Raw genomic sequence first — 19,752 nt, forward strand, 5'->3', positions numbered from 1 at the left:
GGCGCGCAACTCGTCCAGGTCGCTGCCCGGACGGACCAGCACGTGCGGCAGGTCCAGCTCGGCGTAGTAGCCGAGCACCCCCTCCGGGCCGGCCCACAGCAGGGTGGTGACGGCGGCGCCGTGTCGGTTGAGTTCGGCTAGGAGTACACCGAGCTGGTGATAGGTGCCGGCCGCGCTGTGCCGGTCACTGAACTCCAGTTTGATGTCGAGGGCTTGCCGGTAATGCTGCTCAGCCTGCTCGAAACGCCGCTGCTCCTGCGCGACCACACCGAGCTGGTGATAGGTGCCGGCCGCGCCGTGCCGGTCGCCGAACTCCAGCTTGATGTCGAGGGCTTGCCGGTAATGCTGCTCAGCCTGCTCGAAACGCCGCTGTTCCTGCGCGACCCAGCCAAGCTGGTGATAGGTGCCGGCCGCGCTGTGCCGGTCGCCGAACTCCAGCAGGATGTCGAGGCTTGCCGGTAATGCTGCTCAGCCTGCTCGAAACGCCGCTGCTCCTGCGCGACCCAGCCAAGCTGGTGATAGGTGCCGGCCGCGCTGTGCCGGTCACCGAACTCCAGCAGGATGTCGAGGCTTGCCGGTAATGCTGCTCAGCCTGCTCGAAACGCCGCTGCTCCTGCGCGACCCAGCCAAGCTGGTGATAGGTGCCGGCCGCGCCGTGCCGGTCACCGAACTCCAGCAGGATGTCGAGGCTTGCCGGTAATGCTGCTCAGCCTGCTCGAAACGCCGCTGCTCCTGCGCGACCACACCGAGCTGGTGATAGGTGCGCGCCGCGCCGTGCCGGTCACCGAACTCCAGCAGGATGTCGAGGGCTTGCCGATAGCGCTGCTCAGCCTGCTCGAAACGCCGCTGCTCCTGCGCGACCACACCGAGATTGTGGTAGGTGCGCGCCGCGCCGTGCCGGTTACCGAACTCCAGGTCGATGTCGAGGGCTTGCCGGTAGTGCTGCTCGGCCTGCCCGAAACGCCGCTGCTCCTGCGCAACCCTGCCGAGCTGGTGGTAGGTGACGGCTTCGGAGCGGCGGTTACCGAGGGCTTGTTTCATGGCCAGTTCGGTGGTGTAGTGCTGGGCCGCATCGCCGAGTCGGTGCTGGGCCATGGCTGTATGGCCGGCCATGTTGTGCAGGTCTAGTAGCTCCCACTGTTCGTCTGGGGTTTCTGCTATGGGGTGGCAGGCGATGGCGACTTCCAGCAGGCTCCGGCGGGTGCCGTGCTGTTGAGTCTGGTCCAGATAGTGGCTCAGAGCGCGGATCAGGGCCAGGACCGGCTGCCGCGTACGCCGGGCATGATCGACAGCGGCGGTGAGGTTGGCGTATTCGGCCTTGACCACGGCTTGGCCGGTCGCCCTCTGACGAGGGTCGTTGCCGGTGAGCAGCTTCTCGTAGGTGGCAGCAAGCGCGGTGTACAGCAGGTAGTGCCCGTTGCCGCACGTCTGCTCCAGTGCGGGGTTGTCCCGCAGCCGGTTCCGCAGGAAGTACGGCAGGATCGGAACGATCTGGACGAAACCGACCATGGTCGGATGCTCGGCCGCCAGACCGACACGGCGCAACTCGGCGACAGCGGCCGGCAGGTCCACAGGATCGAGATCGACACCGGCAGGATCGATGCGTAGCGCCTCGACGTAGGCGTCGAGCACCGGGACCGGGATGCTGGCGGTGAACGGGGCCAGCAGCAGGATGGATTTCTGCAGGACGGGGTCGAGCTTGCCGTGGCTGTACTCGATCGCCCGCCGCGCGGCCATCGTCGGATCGGCGTTCTCGTGCCCGGCCCGCAACTCGGCCAGGACCTGCGTCGGTGGGGTATCGGCCAGTTGCGGCACGACCACGGTCATCGGCAACGGGTAGCCGTCCAGTAGGCGAACCAGGTCGGTCAACGCCTCCCGTTGCACCTGCTCGGTGGTCTCGCTCAGCCACTGCGTACCGCCGTGCCGGTCGAGGATGCGTTCCATCAGGTCGGCGGCGGCCTGCGGGTCCAGACCCGGCAGGTCGTACACGCTGCCGGCGAACGTCGAACCGGCCAGCCAGGCCTCGTCCTCCCGGGATCCGACCAGCAGCAACGTTCGCCCGCCTCGCAACCCGGCCAGTAACCGCACCAACCGGTCGCGTTCGAGATCGGGCAGTGCATGCGGGATCGCCGCCGGGCTCGCCGCGATCGACTCGGCGTTGTCGATGACGATCAGATGCCGGGCGGCGCGCAGCCGGGCGGTGACCAACCCCGTTTGCGCGGCGGGGCTCATCGACTCCCAGTCGGTGAGTTCGGCCGCTGTCAGCAGGTGCTTCGCGATATGCCGGACGATCTGGTCGGCGGTCCATGCCTGGTGCTCGTAGGAGAAGTGGAATGCCTGGTCCACCAGTCCGGTCCGCTGCCACCACCAACCGGCATGCGCCAGCAGGGTGGACTTGCCAGCCCCGGCCATCCCCGCACCAGCGCCTGGCCACCACGCGGGTCGATCAACAGCAGACGCTCCAGCGCGTGCAGGTCGAGGTCGCGGCCGACGAACCCGTACTTCACCGCGGGCGCCACACTCACCTGCTCCCGCCGCTGGTAGAATGCCTCCGACTCGACGGAGGTCAGCGGCCGCAAACGCAGCCGCGGCTCGCGCCGGGCGAACACCACCGGCAGGATCCAGTCCTCCAGGTCGAGGTCCTGCTCGAAGTGCCCACGGCGGGCCTTCATGTCGTGCAAGGACAGGCGCGCCTCGAACGCGGCCTTCACCGGGTCGTCGCCGGCGACGAGCCGACTGTAGAGCACCGGCATCGCCTGCTTCGCGGCGCTGACCGTGACCGAGTACGCCATACCGATCGCCACCGGCGCGCCCGCCGCAACCAGATCCTGGGCCAGGCTTGCCTCGTTGCCGTCCTGCATCGCCGACTGGCAGGCGTTCAGCACCGCTACCGCCACGCGATGCTCCGCCAGCAACCGCGCGACATCCGACGACGGCACCGGCCGCGCCACACCCGCCTTGCCCGTCTCGAAGAACAGAAAACCTTGTCGGCCCCGCGTGGACGCGCTCGCCGGATCGAACAGATACCGGCCCGAACCCGCCCCCGCCGCGAACTCGTCCGGCGCACCGAACCCGCCATGAAGATCGAAATGGACCACCTGATACCAGCCCTGGCCACGGTCCCGCGCGGCCGCGCGGAGCGTGTCACGCATCGCCTCCCAGGTCCCCGGCCGCACCAGGTCCACTGTCACCGGCATGGTGGTCTGCCCGATCGCGTCCAGCAACGGCTGTGAGATCAGCCGGTAGCCGACGTCCCGGGAACCGAACGGCCGTGCCGTCACGACCAGGATGTTCAACGTCGGGGCCGGCTCCGGTGACTGGTACTGCAGCAGAATCCGCGAGTCCTGGCGTACGACCGGCATCCGCAGCGCCAGCCGCTCGCCCCGGTCCGGATCACACAGCGTCTCCCAATGCAACCGCTGGAAACCGGACGATCCCCGTACCACCAGCCGGTAACCCTCGAACCCCACGTCGAACGCCCGCCGGTATCCGAACTCCGCCTCACCGGTGAACACTTGCCGAAACAGCGCCCGACCGTACTCGGCGACCAGCTCGGCGGCCCCACGTTCCAGGTCCTTGTCCAAGAACGGGTACCGCAGATGCTCCTCGAAATACCAGGCCAGCAGCTTCTCGGCCGCGTCGTCCAGCGGCGCCGACACGGTCACGTCGGCACCGCCGCCGTCGCCGAAATCAACCCGAACCCCGAACGATCCGTCCTCGGCGGCCGACACCTCCCGGATTTCGATGTCGATCACGACACCTCCCGCCGCGCCCTCGCCACCACCACCCGGTCCCCGCTCGCAGAGGTGAACTCCACCACCTCCACCTCGGACACCTCCCGCGGTGCACCCGCCCGCCGTAACACCCGCCGTACCAGGTCATACACCACCGCAGACGCCAGGTTCACCGCCAACGGCACCCAGATCAGCTCCGCCACACCGGGCAGGAAGGAACCCTCCGGGACCTGCTCTGTCTCAGCCGGCCCACCCGCATCCGGCTCCAACCCCCACGCCGCCGCGAACGCCGCCGCGTCAACCCCGACCGAGCCGTCCACCACGACCGCCGTGCGATTCATCGCTCCACTGTGACAGCGCACCCCGACAACGCAAAGCCATCAACTCCAGAACGGAAACCGACTCACCCATCAGCCGTCCGGGCCTGCCCGGCGGCGTCGGTACGCCGGGCCGGCTCAGGAGATGCCCGAAGGATCGCCGGATCGGGCCGGGTCACCCGCTTGCCGGTCAGATCGACAGCGAGAAGGTCAGGTAGCCGAAGGCCGGTCCAGAAGGCGCCCGGGTCCGCGAGGCCGATCGTCGTCGTCAGCCACAAGGTCAGGGCCATGCCATGGCTCGCGATCACCAGCGGTCGCTCCCCCGCCCGAGCGATCCAGAATCTCACGCCCTCAGCGAATCGAGCCGATACCTGGTCCCGGGGCTCCCAGCCGGCGTAGTCCGTGCCGGCCACATACGCGCGCCGACGCGCCCGGAAGTCGCCCTCGTACGGCTCGTCTCGTGCCACCTCGCCGAACCGCTCGTCCGAGTGCACTGCGCCCGCCGGTTCCAACGTCTGCCGCGCCTTCGGTTCCTGACTCGCGACCAGCAGGGCGCCCGTCGGCAATGTCCGCGCGAGCTTCCTCGCCTCGCGTCGGCCCTCGCTACTCAGATTCCAGGCAGCCGTATGAACGTCGGGAGCGAACGCGGGCATCGCATGCCGCACCAGGAACAGCTTCACCCCGGGCATGATCCGGCAGGCTTCTGCGAACCGGCCACCCCGCCCGCCGAATGCCCCGCTCCTGATGCTCAACGGTTCCGCGGAGCGCCGGGCCCGGCCGAGGGGTGTGGGCGGCGGTCATGGTGGCGACTCCCGGTCGTCCCAGGTGCACGTCCCGGGATCACACGATGGTCCACTGGCCGCTCCTGTCGTCCGCCGACGTGCCCTGGACGCCGACGACCGCGCCCGGACCATCTCCTTGAACGGATCGGGTGCGGTCATGAGCCGGTCCCGACGGTGACGGCGAGGGTCATCTGGGCCTTGCTCAGCAGCAGCCGGCCGTTGCCGTCGTTGATCCGGCCGAGCGGGTCGGTGATCCGGGTGATCAGCGGTGTGGCCGTGTCGGTCCGGGTCACCCGGTAGACGAGGTAGCGGTCGCGGTGGGCGGCCGCTTGCAGCAGTTCGGCGCCGGAGATGTGGAAGGGCTCGCTGGGATCGTCCGCCCGGGTCGACTTGACCTCGATGAAGATGGTCCGGCCGTCATCGTCGACGCTGCGGAGGTCGTACGGCGACAGCTCGTTGATCCGCGACTCCCACACGACGAGGTCGGGGTCCTGTCCGGCGGCTCGCAGCCGTGCACGCTCCACGTGGTAGGCGATCTCCTCACCGCGCCTGCCGACCCGGCGGTTCTCGGCGTCGGTCTGCACCGACGGGGCCGCGCCGCCGTAGCCGCCGTGACGTGCAGTGACGGACTTCTCCGCAAGCGCACCCGGGGTCCCCTCCACGAGGCGCACCTGGCCGTAGTCGACCGGCGGGATCGGATCAGCGGCCGGGGCAGGGCCGGCGGAGGCGGCGCCCGCGGTCGCGGCGGTGGCGGTGGCGGTGGCGGTGGCGGATTCGGGGTTGGGAGAGGGAGAGGTATCGGCAGAGGTGGGCGGAGAGGAACCGGGAGCCGGGGCGGGAGAGAAGCCGGGTGCGGGCCAGCCGTCGGCCGGTGTCACGAGGTTGTCGAGGATGTGACCGATGTCCTCCTCCGCGGGGAGACCGAGCAGCTCACGGGCCTCGTCGATGTCTTCCGGGCGGATCTGCCGGTCGGCCATCATGCTTTTCCGGTCGGCTTTCCGAGCGGTGAAGACCATGGTGACGGCGTCGGCGAGGCCCGGCGCGTCGAGGTGCTGGGCGAGTTGACGGCCGAACGGGAACCAGTGCGGTTCCCGCGTCTCGCGGTCGAGTTCGAGATAGGCGGTGCCGACGCGGTGTGGCCGGTCGTCGTGCCGTTCGATGCTGGTGGCGATGTAGCAGACGGCGTCGTCGCGTTCGATGGAGCTGCCTTCGTACTCGTAGCGGAGCACCAGGTCGTCGCAGAGGACAAGCCGCAGGCGGCTCAGGGCGTTGCGTGCCGTGGTCTCGGCCCGCGCGTTCTCTGCCCGCACCAGCGCCAGCAGGTAGGGCTTGGCGTTCTCGATCCGTTCGGTGACGGCCCGTTGCACGGGCTCGGCCGGATGATCGACGAAGGGTTCCGGAACGGTGGTCACCACATCGTCGAGGCGGACCAGCGACAGGTATCGGACGAGCCGCCCCAGGCCGGTGTCGGCGTGCAGCATCGGCTCATGTCGCTCCCACGTCTCCTTCAGCAGCGGGTCGTCGGCGAACATCGGCTGCGCGACGAACACGAGCCGACCGTCGTGCCGTGCGAGTACCCGTACCGACGCCGGGTCGGCGTGCGGGGGTTCGTTGATCAGGACATCGTCGAGGGTCCGTTGCACCCACCGGGCGGCCAGCTCGACGTCCCGGGTGACCTCGCCGAGATCGTCCGCCTCCCTGGCCAGGTCGCCGAGCAGTGCCAGCAGGTCACCGGCGCGCGGTCGACCCGCGTCGGTGACGTGCAGGGCACTGGCCAAGGCAACCCCGCCCTTCGTGCCGTGCATGGCCCCATGAATCCGCGGTAGGCGCTCCCGGATGCGTCTCGGCAGGTCGTGCTGGTCGATCCAGGCGTCCTGGGGGCGCACGAGTTCGCGTGTGGCGCCTTTGGCGACGGGAACCCAGCGCTGGGACCGGAGGGTGTAGGCGAACATGGAGTCACAGGGCCGGGCCCGGTCTCCAGTGTGCCAGCCGTGCCCGCAGCGGAAGGTCGCCGTCATGGCGGGCTCGTAGATGTCGCCCCACCGCCGGGCCAGTTGCCGCCAGAGAGCGAACAACCGGCTCTCGTTCTGGCTGGCGACCAGCTCCTCGTGCCGGTCCAGGTGGTAGAAAGATCTCAGAGGCTGGTCACGGCCATGGCACAGTGCGGCCGCCCGGACCTGTGGCTCTGCACGCCATCGGGCGAAGGTCGGATATCGGTTGGTGTATCCGCTGCGGACCTCGTCGAGGCGGGGATGGTCGAGGACGCCGAGCATCTCGTAGAACTCCCGGTCGGTGTGCCGCTGGTCGGAGTCGTCCGGAGCCTCGGCGGCCAGGAACTCGGCGTCCCCGAACGGCCCGTAGATCGCCTCCAGATCCTCCGAGCCCGTCCAGTCCGCCCCGAAATACACGGTGGCGCCGGCCCGCAGCTCCACCCGGTCGCCGGCGGCCGTCCGGGCCGGCAGCAGGACTGTGCCCAGCGCCGGCACCAGGCTCTCGCTGCCGGTCCGCCGCACCTCGTGATACGCCCGTAGCCCGGCCATCGCCTGGTCTCGCTGTTCGGGGTCGGCTGATGGGTCGGCGAGGATCCGCAGCAGGAACGTGCTGATCAGTTCCCGCCATTCGAACGGCCGAACCCCGAGTTCTTTGAGCAGCGCCTCGGCCCCCTCGACCGGCGGCACCTCGGCGATCGGCACCGGCAGGTCGACCGACACCAGCGAGTCACCTCGCGTCCGGGGGAAGAACACCGGTTCGTTCGCGGGCGTGACGACCTCCCCGTGGACCGTGAGCACACACGGCGACTCCCGCAGGTACCCGACGAGCTGCCGCCCGGACGCCTGGTCCCGCCAGTCGGCGAGGAACCCGTAGTAGCGGTCGGCGGTCTCCGGCGACGGCGGGTGCAGCAGGGTCAGGAACTCCTTGACGGTCATCGCCTCGACCCGAACGCTGCCGGTCAGGAACGATCGGACCGGCCCGGACATCTCCAGGTCGGGCCGCAGAGCCCGGCCGCCGTCGAGGCCGGCGACCTGATGCGCGACGGTGGCGTCCGGAATGGTCGCCGGAAGCAGCCCGACGTCGACCGGCCGGGCCAGCGACCCGTCCGCGACCGGTAGGAACGGCGTGCCCGCCAGGATTTCACGCCAGCCGTCACGCAGCGCCTCACCGGCGCCGGGAGTGGGCGCGGCATCGGCGGGGACGACCGCGGTCACGGCGTCGTAGCCGGTCACCAGGGCGGTGGCGAGCTGCCCGGCCGACTCGGCGACCCGCGCGGTGAGCCACCGGTTGTACGGCATCGCCTCGGGTGTCGCGGCGAGCTGCCGCCGGTCCATCCCGAGCACCCATTCGGCGTGGACCATCACGTGCAGGCCGGGTTCCTCCTCGGTGGGGAAGTAGACGTGCATAGGGAACAGTTCGTCGGTACGCGGGCGGGCGTCGGCGTCCAACGGCACGGCCAGGGACCAGCGCACCGCCTCGATCCCGGCCCACGCCTCACCGAGCGGGGCCAGCAGTTCCGGCGGTGGGGCGGTCTCGTGCCGGTGGACGAGCCATTCCTCGTCGCCGAGCGACACCCGGCCGCCGGCACCGCGGGTGACGTGGGCGGAGAAGTCGGCGCCGGTGCCGCGCAGGTCGAGCCGGGTGATGTTGGGCAGGAACAGCAGCAGCCGGGGCCGCAGGTGGGTGACCAGGTGGCCGGCGACGGTGTCCCGGTCGACGCCGTCGCGCAGCGGCAGCCGGATGACGGTGCGGAGCCCGTCGCCGAGCAGTTCGTCGATCACCGGGGCGTCGGGTTCGAGGTCGGCCGGTTCGACCGGGAACGGGAACGCGTAGACGGGCAGCCGCTGCCCGGCCGGCAGCGGACCGGCGAGGCGGGTGATCTCGCCGTGCAGCCGGGCGCCGTCGAACTGGAACCGGGTGCCGGCCGAGACGACCTGGGGCCGGTCGGTGATCTCGCCGACCGATTTGAAGCCGAGCCCCTTGTGACCGACCGCCGTGCCCGGGTCTTTCGAGGAGCGGCCGAGTGAGCAGATCGCCTCCACCTGTGCGTCCTGGAAGCCGAGGCCGTCGTCGGCGACGATCAGGGCGGTGTCGGTCAGCACGAAGCAGGCGCGGCCGGCGGTCGCCGCGTCGTTGGCGTTCTGGAGCAGTTCGAAGGGGTAGCGGCCGGAGTACTGCTGGCGGATCAGCTCCTGCGCGCCGCCGCGCTCGTCGAGGCTCCTGAACAGGCCACGGTGCAGGTTCTCCCTCACCTGGGCCGTGATCGCCGCGAACTCTTCCGCGCGCAGCCGTGCCGCTTGATCCATCCCCGTACCCCTCCCGGCGGTCCGAAAGGAATGTAGTTCAGAGCGACCGGCAGCAGGCATACGAGATTCGGACAGGTGGGCACTTCGATGCGGCAAGCACCGCAGGAGCCCGTCTCCGGGTGCCGCCGTCACCGCGGGGTCAACCGCCGTACGGACGCCGGCACCCAGCGGCGGGATCAGTCGAACATCGCCGGCTGACCGGTGGTCTCGAGCACGGACAGCCACAGGTCGCTGGTGGGGTCGACCTGGTTGCGGTGGCTGACGGCCAACGGGATCGGCACGTGGACGAAGCGGCGGTGCCAGCGGCCGACCACGACCTCGGTACGCCCGGCCATCGCGGCGTGGACGGCGGCGTGCGCCAGCCGGATGCAGTACACGCTGTCGTAGGGGTTGGCCGGTACGGCACGGATCATGTAGCTGGGGTCGATGTACTTGACGTTCAGTTCGGTGTTGCGGGCGTCGAACCAGTCGTTGATCCGCTGGCAGAGGTAGGGTCCGATGTCGTGCAGTTTGACGTTGCCGGAGGCGTCCGTGGCGTACGGTTCGCCGACGAGCAGGTCCTGCCCGGCTCCTTCGGCCACGACCACCACCGCGTGCCCGCGGTCGATGACGCGACGGTGCAGGTAGGGCAGCAGGCCGTTCTCGCCTTCGAGGGTGATGGGCACCTCGGGGATCAGCACGATGTCGGCGTCGCTGTTGGCCAGCGTCGCGTACAGCGCGATGAAGCCGGAGTGCCGGCCCATCACGTTGACGACGCCCACCCCGTTCGGCGCTGAGGTGGCCTCGACATGGGCCACCCCGATCGCCTCGGCGGCCTTGGAGAACGCGGTCTGGAAACCGAAGCTGCGGTCGATGAACGGGATGTCGTTGTCGATGGTCTTCGGGATGCAGACGACGGCGATCTTCTCGCCCCGCTCGGCGATCACCCGGGCGATCTCCATCGCGCCGCGCATCGAGCCGTCGCCGCCGATGACGAACAGGATGTTGATGCTCATCCGGTCCAGGCAGTCGACGACCTCGTTGGGGTCCTGCCCGCCGCGGGAGGAGCCGAGCATCGTTCCGCCGTTCTCGTTGATGCTCGCCACCGCCTCGGGGGTGAGGTCGATCACGCCGTGGCCGTAGCGGGGGATGAAGCCCTGGTAGCCGTTGCGGAAGCCGAAGATGCGGTTCACCCCGTAGCGGGAGGTCAACTCCAGCACCAGGGCGCGAATGACGTCGTTGAGGCCGGGGCAGAGGCCGCCGCAGGTGACGATCCCGACTCGGGTCTTGGCCGGGTCGAAGAAGATGCGCCGGCGCGGGCCGGCCGGTTCGAACCCCGGCAGCTGGTCCGTGCCGTTGCCACGGGCCAAAGCCATCGTCCGGGTGTCATCGAAGAGCACCAGGTCGTCTTCGTCGACGCAGTGCAGGGAGCTACGCCTGCCGTCCAGGACGGGAGCCAAGGGTGACTCGATCCGGCAGGGCCCCAGAGTGCGGACCTTCAGGTCCGCCGCTTCGACCGTCGGCACAGTGACCTCCGAAATATTCTCCATGCCGCGGGATCGGCGGACGGCGTCAGCCGAGTAACCCGACCAGCAGTTGCGGAGCATAGCCACAGGACCAACGGCCCGGGGCGAGCGCGGACTGCCGGAAGTCACGTCGGTCACGTCGGTCAGGCACGGTCGCGCCGGGCGGATGCTCAACACCGGGATACATCTTCCACAACCTTCCGATCATGGCCTGGTGGGGCCGCTCACCCGCGCCGATCGCGGCATGTCACGGACCAGCCTCCCCCCGGTGACCCACCCGGCGTGAGGGAGATCCCAAAAAAGCCGATGCAGAGGTACGCCGTGAGCGGCCCCGCGCGAAGAAGATGCCCGAAACCAACACGGAGGTACGCCGTAAGCGATCTCCGAGTGAATGAGGGCACCCGGAAACCCCATGCCGTGAGCGGCCGCCCGGGAAGGCGGCTCGCCCCGGCCGCCGACCTGCCCGGCACGAGGGGCCCAGGTGCCCTACCGAGCGGGTATCTCCGCAGCCAATGTGGGTGTCCCGGGCCAGTGAAAGGGAGCCGATATGGTGATCGACACGGCGCAACAGGGGGGTCGGGAGACAGTCGTTCTGACGCCGGACATCGCCATGCTGCTGGTGGGCGCCGCGGTCCGCGCTCCGTCCCTGTACAACAGCCAGCCGTGGCGGTTCCGGCAACTCGCCGACGGCGGCCTGGAGGTGCACGCCGACCACCACAGAGCGCTGCCGGCCACCGATCCGCACGGCCGGGAGCTGGTGATCAGCTGCGGTGCGGCGCTGGCCACGCTGGTCCTCGGCGTACGGTGGCTGGGTGCTCGTCCGGAGATCCATCGGTTCCCGGATCCGGCGCAGCCGGCCCTGCTGGCTCGTGTCGCACCGGCACTGGCGTGCGAGCCGAGCCCGGTCGAGCTGGACATGTTCGACGCGGTGCTGCACCGGCAGACCCACCGTGGGCCGTTCGCCGACGTTCCCGTCGATCCTGAGCTGCTGGGACGGTTGCGCCGCGCGGCCCGCCGGTCCGGTTGCCGGGTTCATCTTCTTCCGGCTCACCGCTTGCCGGAGTTGTCCCGTATGACGTTCGCCGCGCAGCGCGTTCAGCGTCGGCTGCCGGCCGTGCAGCGTGAGGTCGCCGAGTGGCTGCGTCCGGCCTGGGGCGGGCACCGTGACGGTGTCGTCGTGCCTCCGGCGGTCGCGGGCGACCTCGGTTCCCGGTGGTCGCCCCGGGTGAGGCCGGCGGCACCTCGGTCGGCCGCCGGACCGCGGGCGGCGGCCACCATCGTGCTGACCACGCCGGGGGACGACAGGGCTTCCTGGTTGCGCGCCGGTGAGGCTCTGCAGCACATGCTGCTGCTGGCGACCTGCCACGGTGCGCAAGCGTCGTTCCACACCGAGGTGCTGGAGGTTCCGGCCACCCGGGACGCGCTCGCCACGCTCGTCGGTGGCGACCACCCCCAGATGGTCTTGCGCCTCGGATACGCCGAGGACGGGTCTCCCGCACCGCGTCGCTCACCGGCGACGGTTCTCACCATGCCCTGACCCGGGATCCGGCCCTCCGGCGGCGCGAGAGACAAGCCGCAGCTTCCTGCGTGCTGTATGGCGACGGTATCGGCAGGTTCGACCTCCTCCCCGCCCTGAAGCCGAAGGACGGGACATCCTGGCGGACCTCCGGTGAACGAACTCGACGCCATCGGGGCTGCCGCCCGCCGGGCCCGTCCGCCCGGCAGCATCCGGACCGGGACGTTCCGCCGCGGGCGGCCAGCTACACCTGATCGTGTTCGACCGACCGTGAACGCTGTCACCACACCGTCGAGGCAGCACCCAGCACCAGCCGAGCGGTTACGGCCGACCGTGGGCGCTGTCACGAATGCTCCGAGGCAGCGCCGACGACCAGCCGAAAAGATCGACTACAGCGGATTGCCGCCCGCGGACGGACACACCCGGCACAGCGCGGCCCTGCCCGCGGTGGCGGGGCGCGTCACCCGTGTCCACGACGTGCCGGCGAAAGCCACCTCGTCACCGATCCGGGTGTACCCAGAAAATCTGAGACCACGGACCTAGATTTTCTCGCGAAGGGCGACTAATGTTTCTGGCGTTGACCAAGTAGTTCAGTCAAAGACGCAGACGAAGGTGCCGAGCGTCAAGCAGGGCCCGGAAAGATGTCGTGGCTCGCTCGGCACCGCGGTGGGACTCAACGGACCACCGCACGACAGGCGGGGCCCGATTCAGGCCCGGCCTGGCACAGAGCTCGCCGCACGTGCAGGGGCCATGAAGTCGCGTGGGGCCGCCGCACCGGCGAGTGAGCACGACAGCACCACGGTAATCAGCGAGTAGAGGAAAGGGAGGGTCGAACACCGTTGGATCGCCCGCTTCGGGTTCAGTCGAGCCCCAGGGCGGACACCGCAGTTACCTTGGAACGAGAGGTGGTCTCCGGTCACGCTTACGCGATCCCCGCGTCCCCGGCTGTCGATGCCGGCAGGAGCGGATACGAGAACCCGGCGTTCGCGCCGGTAGATGGTGTTTCAATCCGATAGCCCTGGGCCCCGGCGCTTCCGCGCCGGGGCCCTCGTCATGGAGGTGTATGTGACCCGACCCGACGACATGTTCGACGACGATGACTTCCCCGCCTACACGATGGGCCGCGCCGCGGAGATCGTCGGCACCTCGCCGGAGTTCCTGCGCCGGCTCGGCGAGGCGAATCTGATCACCCCGCTCCGGTCACCGGGTGGGCATCGGCGTTACTCCCGGCACCAGTTGCGCCTCGCCGCACGGGCTCGGGAGATGGTGGATCAGGGCACCGCCCTGGAGGCCGCCTGCCGGATCATCTCTCTCGAGGACCAGCTCGAGAGGGCGCACGAACAGAATCGGAAACTACGCCGCGACCAGTCGGCGGAGTCCGCCTGAGCCCGACGGCTCGCGGCCCCTTCTCCATCACGTGCCGCTGAGGCGTGCACTCCCCCGGCCCGATGCGTGAGACGGCGACCGGTCGGCCGCCCCGGCGAGGGCGCGGCCGGCTGTCAGCGGAACCTCCGGCGGCGGCTCTCCTCGTACCTCCGCCTTCGCAGCCTTCGGTGCACTGTTCGGTGACTTCGGTGGACGGTAGGGGTCCTACTGGAGGGCGCGCACCTCGATGCGTGAGCCGGCCGCGGCGGACGCCTGCCCGGCCCAGGTGAGGGCGGCCCCCTGATCCGGCGCCTCGATGATCCAGAAGCCGCCGACGTACTGGTCCGCCTGCACGAAGGGGCCGGGATTGTGCTTCGGCTCGCCAGCGGTGGCGTCGACGGTCACCGCGGTGGACGGCGGGTGCAGGCCGCCGGCGTGCACGAAGGCGCCGGCCTCCCGCAGTGCGGTGTTGAACCGGCCGACGGCGGCCACCAGCGCCGCCATCTCCGCCGGGTTCGTCTCCCGCATCGACGCCGAGGTCGGTGCCTCGGCGGTGTTCTGCGGGACGGTAAGGAAGTACTGAGCCATGCGATCGCTCCTCCGGTTCGCCGTGTCGCTTCGGCCTTCACCTTCCGGGGCGCGGGGGCACGCCGACTAGGCTTTCGATGTGGATCGAAAGGTCGTGGAGTTCCGGCTGGGTTCGGCCGACATCTCGGCGATCAGGTTCGGGATCTCACCGGGGTACGAGCTGGTCCATGCGGTGCGGGTCGTTCTCCGTCCGCAGGTCGCGCCGCTGCACTGGGGCTGGTTCCGCACGTTGCGGGAGGAACCGGCCGGTGCGGCGTTCCGGTTGATGGCGATGATCAGCGGCGTCGACGGATACCTGCCCGACTTCCTCACCGCCGATCCGGCCGGTGACATGACCCCTGAGGAGGAACTGGAGCGGCTGCGCCGGATCCCGGACGAGCGAGTGCGCTCCGACCTGCGGAAGATGGTGATCCGGTCGAGCGGCGCACGGCAGCGGGAGCTGCGGGAGATGGCCGGCGATCCGGGGCGTGCCCGGGCGGCGATCGTCGCGGCCTGGCAGGAGGTGTGGGAGACGCTGCTGGCGCCGGTCTGGCCGCAGATGCTGCGCCTGTTGCGCGCCGACGTCGCGGTGCGGGCGCGGCGCATCGGCGAAGCCGGGATCGCCGAGATGGCCGCCACCCTGCACTCCAGCGTGACCTGGCACGACGGCGCGATCCGGGTCGGGTTGGGGCACTACGGGAACACGGTGGACTGTGGTGGCACCGGACTGGTGCTGGTCCCGTCGGTGATGGCCACCCGCCGCTGTTTCGTGCTGGACGAGGCGCCCACCCAGCCGACGATCTTCTATCCGGCGCACGGCATCTCCGAGAGCTGGCACCGCCCCGCGCCGGAGGTGCTCGGCGCACTCACCGCGCTGCTGGGCGCCGCCCGGGCCCGGCTCGTGCTGGGGCTTCAGGAGCCGCTGTCGACGTCCGAGTGCGCCCACGTGACCGAGCTCGCCGTCTCGACGGCGTCGCACCACCTCACCGTGCTGCGCGACGCCGGGCTGGTGGACAGCCGGCGGGCCGGTGGCCGGGTGCTGCACACCCGTACACCCCTGGGCGAGGCGCTCGCCGGCGGGGGCTACGTCTCGACGAACCTGTCCGGGGCCGCGGCCAGGGCGGACTCGCCGGGCGCCAGGTAGAGGCGCTCGTCGCCGGGGATGCGGCCGACGTACGGGCGGGAGTCCATCCTGGTGTCCAGGAGCTTCCTGGCGCCGCTCTGGTCGCCGGTGCTCAGCACCGGGTGCGGCGCCCTGCCGGCCCGCTTCGGCGGCATCGTCCAGTACGGCTGTGGAACTCAGTCGTCCTCGGTGAAGACGGTCTCGCGGCGGCGGCGGATGGCGGGGAGGGCGATCGCGATCAGGGCGGCGCCGGTCAGGAGCAGGAGGGCGGCGGAGATCGGGCGGGACAGGAAGACCGTGGGGTCGCCGCGGGAGATGATCAGGGCGCGGCGCAGGTTCTCCTCCAGGAGCGGGCCGAGGACGAAGCCGAGCAGCAGCGGCGCCGGCTCGCAGCCGCATTTGATCAGGACGTAGCCGAGAAGCCCGAAGAAGGCGATCGCGTAGACGTCGTACTCGTTGAACCCGAGCGAGTAGGTGCCGATCACCGCGAACAGCACGATCATCGGGAAGAGCACCTGGTACGGGACGCGCAGCAGCCGGACCCACATGCCGATCAGGGGCAGGTTCAGCAGGACGAGCAGCACGTTGCCGATCCACATGGACGCGATCAGGCCCCAGACCAGCTCCGGCTCGTCGTTGATCACGTCGGGGCCGGGGGTGATGCCGTGCACGATGAACGCGCCGACCATCAGCGCCATCACGGGGTGGGCGGGCAGCCCGAGGGTGAGCAGTGGGATGAACGACGTCTGGGCGGCCGCGTTGTTGGCCGATTCGGGGCCGGCGACGCCTTCGATGGCGCCGTGCCCGAATTCGGACCGCCGTTTCGAGACGCGTTTCTCGACGGCGTACGAGGTGAACGACGCCAGGACGTGGCCGCCGCCGGGCAGGACGCCGAGGGCGGCGCCGAGGCCGGTGCCGCGCAGGATCGGGCCGACGATGCGGCGGCGGTCCTCGCGGGTGGGCCACAGCCCGGCGACCTGGCCGAGCAGGGCGGGGCGGTCGCGTTCGTGCTCCAGGTTGCGCAGGATCTCGGCGATGCCGAACATGCCGACGGCCAGGGACACGAAGTCGATGCCGCCGTAGAGTTCGCGCCGGCCGAGGACGAATCGTGGCGTACCGGTGTAGATGTCCTGGCCGATGGTGCCGAGCAGGATGCCGAGGGCGATCATCGCGAGGGCTTTGAGCGGTGAGCCGCGGGCCAGGGTGATCGACACGATCAGGCCGAAGAGTACGAGCGCGAAGTAGTCGGCCGGCCCGAACCGGAGCGCGACCTCGGCCAGTGGCGGGGCGGCGACGGCCAGCACGACGGTGGCGACCGTGCCGGCCACGAAGGAGCCGATCGCGGCGGCGGCGAGGGCCGGTCCGGCGCGTCCCCGGCGGGCCATCTCGTGACCGTCGAGGGCGGTGACGGCGGCCGACGACTCGCCGGGCAGGTTGATCAGGATGGCGGTGGTGGAGCCGCCGTACTGGGCGCCGTAGTAGATGCCGGCCAGCATGATCAGCGCGGTGACCGGTTCGAAGCTGAAGGTGATCGGCAGCAGCATGGCGACGGTGGCGGTGGGGCCGATGCCGGGCAGCACGCCGACGGCCGTGCCGAGCAGCACGCCGACGAAGCAGTAGAGGACGTTCTCCAGCAGCAGGGCGGTGGAGAGGCCCAGGACGAGGTTGTCGAAGAGGTCCATCACCAGCCCCACAGGGGGAGCCGCAGTTGCAGGCCGACGATGAAGACGAGGGTCGCGGCGACGGTCAGGCCGGCGGCCACGGCCAGCGCGGTGAGTGGCCGGACCCGGCGGCTGGCGAAGGCGGTGAGCAGGGCGGTGACGAAGGACGTGGGCACGAATCCGAGCACGCGGACGAAGACGCCGAAGAAGACGACCGCGACGGTGATGAGCGCGACGGCCCGCCAGGAGACCGCGTCGAACGGCAGGTCCGACCCGGCGACCAGGCCTTTGACGAGGATCGCCAGGCCGAGGACGGTCACGATCGCGCCGACCAGCAGCGGGAAGTAGCCGGGTCCCATCCGTAGCGGGGTCCCCCGGTCGTAGCCGAGCGACCCCACCACGAACGCGCCGCCGATCACGGCGAAGACCCCTCCGGCGAGCACGTCCGGAAGCGACCGTCGGCGCTGCATCTACGAGGCCTGTACGCCGGCGTCGGCGATGACTTTGGCCCAGGTCTGGGTCTGTTCCTCGAGTTGGGCGCGGTGCGCGTCCGGGGTGGCGTCCCCGGCGGCGACCGGTGCGGTGCCGAGTTCGGCCATCTGGTCGATGACGGCCTGGTCGGCGAGCGCTTTCTGGAGCGCGCCGGACAGTCTCTGCACGATCTCCGGTGGGGTGCCAGCCGGCGCGTAGAGCCCGTGCCACACGCTGACCTGGAGCTGCGGCATCCCGGCCTCGGTGGTGGTGGGCACGTCGGGCAGGCTCCCGACCCGTTCGGGGGTGGTCACCGCGTACGCCTTGACCTTGCCCGCGGTGATCTGGCCGCTGGTGTTGGTGGTCTGGTCGCACATGAAGTCGACCTGCCCGCCGACCAGGTCGGTGAGCGCCGGCCCGGTGCCCTGGTAGGGCACTTCCTGGAGTTTGACCCCGGCCGCGGATTGGAAGAGCAGCCCGCACAGGTGGGAGGCGGCGCCGCGCCCGGCGTTGGCGAGGGTGACCTTGTCCTGGTTGGCCTTCACGTAGGTGGTGAGGTCGGCGAGGGTGGCGGGCGGGAAGCCGGGGCGGGCCACGACGGTCATCGGCACCTCGGTGACGAGCCCGATGGTGGCGAAGTCCTCGAGCGGCTGATATCCGAGGTCCTTGTAGAGGGCGGGCGCCGTGGCCATGCCGATGTGGTGCATGAGGACGGTGTAACCGTCCGGTTCGGCCTGGGCGACCTCGCCGGCGGCGACCGTGCCGCCGGCGCCTTCGACGTTCTGGACGACGATCTTGCCGCCGAGTTCCTTCGCCATCGGGTCGGCGATCATCCGGGTGACGGTGTCGGTGGGGCCGCCGGCGCTGAACGGCACGACGATGGTGATGTTCTGTTCGGGATAGCCGGCGCCGCCCCCGTCGCCGCCGTCGCCCTGGGAACAGGCGGCGGCGAGCGAAACGACGGCAAGCGCGGCGATCATCCGCGGCCTGCGGGTGCCCATGTCCTGACCTCCTTGTCGCCAACCCTGCTGATCTCTTTAACGACCGTATTCGTCTATCGACGTAGATCACTAGAGGGGTCCGGCGGACGAGACGTCTTGCCGACTAGGCCGCGCGCCGCTATGTTAATCCAAAATCACATATCGATGACCCTTGAAACGCCCGCGTCACACCGTGTACGGAAGTGGGTAAGCTAATGCAGAATCTCAGCAGACGACGTGTCCTCACCATCGGTGCCGCCCTGGGCCTGGTCGGCGTCGCCGATCCCTCGAAGGCGTGGGCCTGGTCCTCCGCGGGGTCGATCACCGGCGTCGACACGGTCACCGACCCGTGGAGCGTCTGGGACGACGCCACCGACCCACTGCTCGTCGACCTCCTGGAGAACGGCCAGATCCCGGCCGTCAACACCGCGTTCGAGAAGTGGATCAACAACGGCGACCCGCTGCCCAGCGGCATCCCGGCCGCGCTCACCACCTACCTTCAGGCGCACAACCGGCTGCCGTCCTGGGCCGACCAGACCAAGCTGGACCGGGCCGCCCAGTTCAACAAGCGGATGAGCCTGTATCTCTTCCTGCTGTACGGGCTGGGCAGCGGCATCATGAGCACGGTCATCCCGCGCGAGGCCCGCAACGTCTACTGGTCCGAGGGTGGCGCCGTGATGAAGTCGCGGGCCGCCAAGACCTTCACGTACGGGTACGACCTGAGCGCCCTCGACGCCTTCAAGCCGACCGGGCACTTCGTGGTCACCTCGAACAAGACCCGGCTCACCCACGCCGCGGTCCGCCACCTGCTGCCGCAGTCGTCGCACTGGCGTGCCGTCACCGACGACCAGGACTTCATCCCGATCAGCAACGGCGACATCCTGATCACCTTCCACAGCCTGGGCACCTTCGTGCACGGCAAGCTCAAGTCGTGGGGCATCCGCATGTCGGCCGCCGAGGAGGAGGCGTTCCTGCACATGTGGCAGGTGGCGCTGCACCTGCTGGGCGTGCGCGACGACTTCATCCCGGCGACCTGGGCGGCCGCGAAGCAGCAGTCGCAGTACGCCCTGACGCCGCTGCTCGCGCCCACCCCGGAGGGCATCGACCTGGCCGACATCCTGCTCGGGCTGACCTCGGAGATCGACCTGGGCGTCACCAAGGGCTTCCAGCGGGAGTTCGCCCGTTACCTGCTCGGCGACAAGGTCGGCAACTGGCTGAAGCTGCCGCGCGACTACGCCTCCCGGGCGATCATCGAGGTCGGCTGGCCGGCGTACGTGGCGTTCCGGGAGGGCACCTCGGGGATCATCCCGAACACGTACTCCCTCTTCGACCGGTTCATCCGCGGCGTGGCCATGCTGTTCCTGAACAACGGCACGTCGGCGACGTACACGCCGATCACCATCCCGACCCACAACCGGGCCGGCACCTGAGCG

At 70.0% G+C, this 19,752-nt stretch carries 15 protein-coding genes and 2 pseudogenes; 4 read left to right on the forward strand and 13 right to left on the reverse strand.

Features of this window, described 5'->3' with window-relative positions:
- From AB0I88_RS28860 to AB0I88_RS28895, 8 genes and pseudogenes are all read right to left on the reverse strand, one after another.
- Positions 1-366: pseudogene (locus AB0I88_RS28860) on the reverse strand (tetratricopeptide repeat protein); the annotation flags it as partial.
- Between the two features lie 12 nt (positions 367-378).
- Positions 379-444 (reverse strand): annotated as a pseudogene (locus AB0I88_RS28865) (hypothetical protein); the annotation flags it as partial.
- A gap of 99 nt (positions 445-543) precedes the next feature.
- Positions 544-2,232: a tetratricopeptide repeat protein gene (locus AB0I88_RS28870; protein WP_361031458.1), complete on the reverse strand. Its 1,689-nt coding sequence runs from the start codon at positions 2,230-2,232 to the stop codon at positions 544-546.
- A gap of 29 nt (positions 2,233-2,261) precedes the next feature.
- A complete protein-coding gene (locus AB0I88_RS28875) occupies positions 2,262-3,755 on the reverse strand; it encodes a CHAT domain-containing protein (RefSeq protein ID WP_361031326.1) in 1,494 nt (497 codons plus the stop codon).
- Positions 3,752-4,075 (reverse strand): hypothetical protein, encoded by a 324-nt coding sequence (locus tag AB0I88_RS28880; RefSeq protein ID WP_361031329.1) that lies wholly within the window; start codon positions 4,073-4,075, stop codon positions 3,752-3,754. The genes AB0I88_RS28875 and AB0I88_RS28880 overlap by 4 nt, the downstream gene beginning before the upstream one ends.
- Before the next feature lie 62 nt (positions 4,076-4,137).
- On the reverse strand, positions 4,138-4,731 hold the full coding sequence (locus tag AB0I88_RS28885; RefSeq protein WP_361031332.1) for a histidine phosphatase family protein: 594 nt from the start codon (positions 4,729-4,731) through the stop codon (positions 4,138-4,140).
- A 257-nt stretch (positions 4,732-4,988) separates the two neighbouring features.
- On the reverse strand, positions 4,989-9,131 hold the full coding sequence (locus tag AB0I88_RS28890) for a DUF3883 domain-containing protein (RefSeq protein ID WP_361031335.1): 4,143 nt from the start codon (positions 9,129-9,131) through the stop codon (positions 4,989-4,991).
- Positions 9,132-9,307: 176 nt separating this feature from the next.
- Positions 9,308-10,636 (reverse strand): ATP-dependent 6-phosphofructokinase, encoded by a 1,329-nt coding sequence (locus AB0I88_RS28895; RefSeq protein WP_361031338.1) that lies wholly within the window; start codon positions 10,634-10,636, stop codon positions 9,308-9,310.
- A 547-nt stretch (positions 10,637-11,183) separates the two neighbouring features.
- Here AB0I88_RS28895 and AB0I88_RS28900 point away from each other — a divergent pair.
- Together AB0I88_RS28900 and AB0I88_RS28905 are read left to right on the forward strand one after the other, a co-directional pair.
- Positions 11,184-12,173 (forward strand): nitroreductase family protein, encoded by a 990-nt coding sequence (locus tag AB0I88_RS28900; RefSeq protein WP_361031341.1) that lies wholly within the window; start codon positions 11,184-11,186, stop codon positions 12,171-12,173.
- Positions 12,174-13,235: 1,062 nt separating this feature from the next.
- Positions 13,236-13,538 (forward strand): MerR family transcriptional regulator, encoded by a 303-nt coding sequence (locus AB0I88_RS28905; RefSeq protein WP_361031461.1) that lies wholly within the window; start codon positions 13,236-13,238, stop codon positions 13,536-13,538.
- Positions 13,539-13,742: 204 nt separating this feature from the next.
- On the opposite strand, the gene AB0I88_RS28910 is transcribed toward AB0I88_RS28905, so the two are convergent.
- Complete coding sequence (locus AB0I88_RS28910) at positions 13,743-14,105, reverse strand: YciI family protein (RefSeq protein WP_361031344.1); 363 nt, start codon at positions 14,103-14,105, stop codon at positions 13,743-13,745.
- Positions 14,106-14,184: 79 nt separating this feature from the next.
- Between AB0I88_RS28910 and AB0I88_RS28915 the strand changes: the two genes are divergently transcribed.
- On the forward strand, positions 14,185-15,228 hold the full coding sequence (locus AB0I88_RS28915) for a DUF5937 family protein (RefSeq protein ID WP_361031347.1): 1,044 nt from the start codon (positions 14,185-14,187) through the stop codon (positions 15,226-15,228).
- On the opposite strand, the gene AB0I88_RS28920 is transcribed toward AB0I88_RS28915, so the two are convergent.
- The 4 genes from AB0I88_RS28920 to AB0I88_RS28935 are packed head-to-tail and all read right to left on the reverse strand — an operon-like array spanning position 15,168 to position 18,340.
- Positions 15,168-15,362, reverse strand: a complete 195-nt coding sequence (locus AB0I88_RS28920) for a hypothetical protein (protein ID WP_361031350.1) — start codon at positions 15,360-15,362, stop codon at positions 15,168-15,170. The two genes, AB0I88_RS28915 and AB0I88_RS28920, sit on opposite strands and share 61 nt — an antisense overlap.
- 21 nt (positions 15,363-15,383) lie before the next feature.
- Positions 15,384-16,889: a tripartite tricarboxylate transporter permease gene (locus tag AB0I88_RS28925; protein WP_361031353.1), complete on the reverse strand. Its 1,506-nt coding sequence runs from the start codon at positions 16,887-16,889 to the stop codon at positions 15,384-15,386.
- Positions 16,889-17,338, reverse strand: coding sequence for a tripartite tricarboxylate transporter TctB family protein (locus AB0I88_RS28930; RefSeq protein WP_361031354.1), 450 nt, complete (start codon positions 17,336-17,338; stop codon positions 16,889-16,891). Before AB0I88_RS28930 ends, AB0I88_RS28925 begins: the two co-directional genes overlap by 1 nt.
- The gene (locus tag AB0I88_RS28935; protein WP_361031357.1) at positions 17,339-18,340 is read right to left on the reverse strand and encodes a tripartite tricarboxylate transporter substrate-binding protein; all 1,002 of its coding nucleotides are present in this window, start codon (positions 18,338-18,340) and stop codon (positions 17,339-17,341) included.
- 182 nt (positions 18,341-18,522) lie between these two features.
- Here AB0I88_RS28935 and AB0I88_RS28940 point away from each other — a divergent pair, with 182 nt between their 5' ends.
- Positions 18,523-19,749, forward strand: coding sequence for an oxygenase MpaB family protein (locus AB0I88_RS28940; RefSeq protein WP_361031360.1), 1,227 nt, complete (start codon positions 18,523-18,525; stop codon positions 19,747-19,749).
- Positions 19,750-19,752 lie beyond the last annotated feature (3 nt).

It is taken from the genome of Actinoplanes sp. NPDC049802 (genome assembly GCF_040656595.1).
Lineage (GTDB): Bacteria > Actinomycetota > Actinomycetes > Mycobacteriales > Micromonosporaceae > Actinoplanes.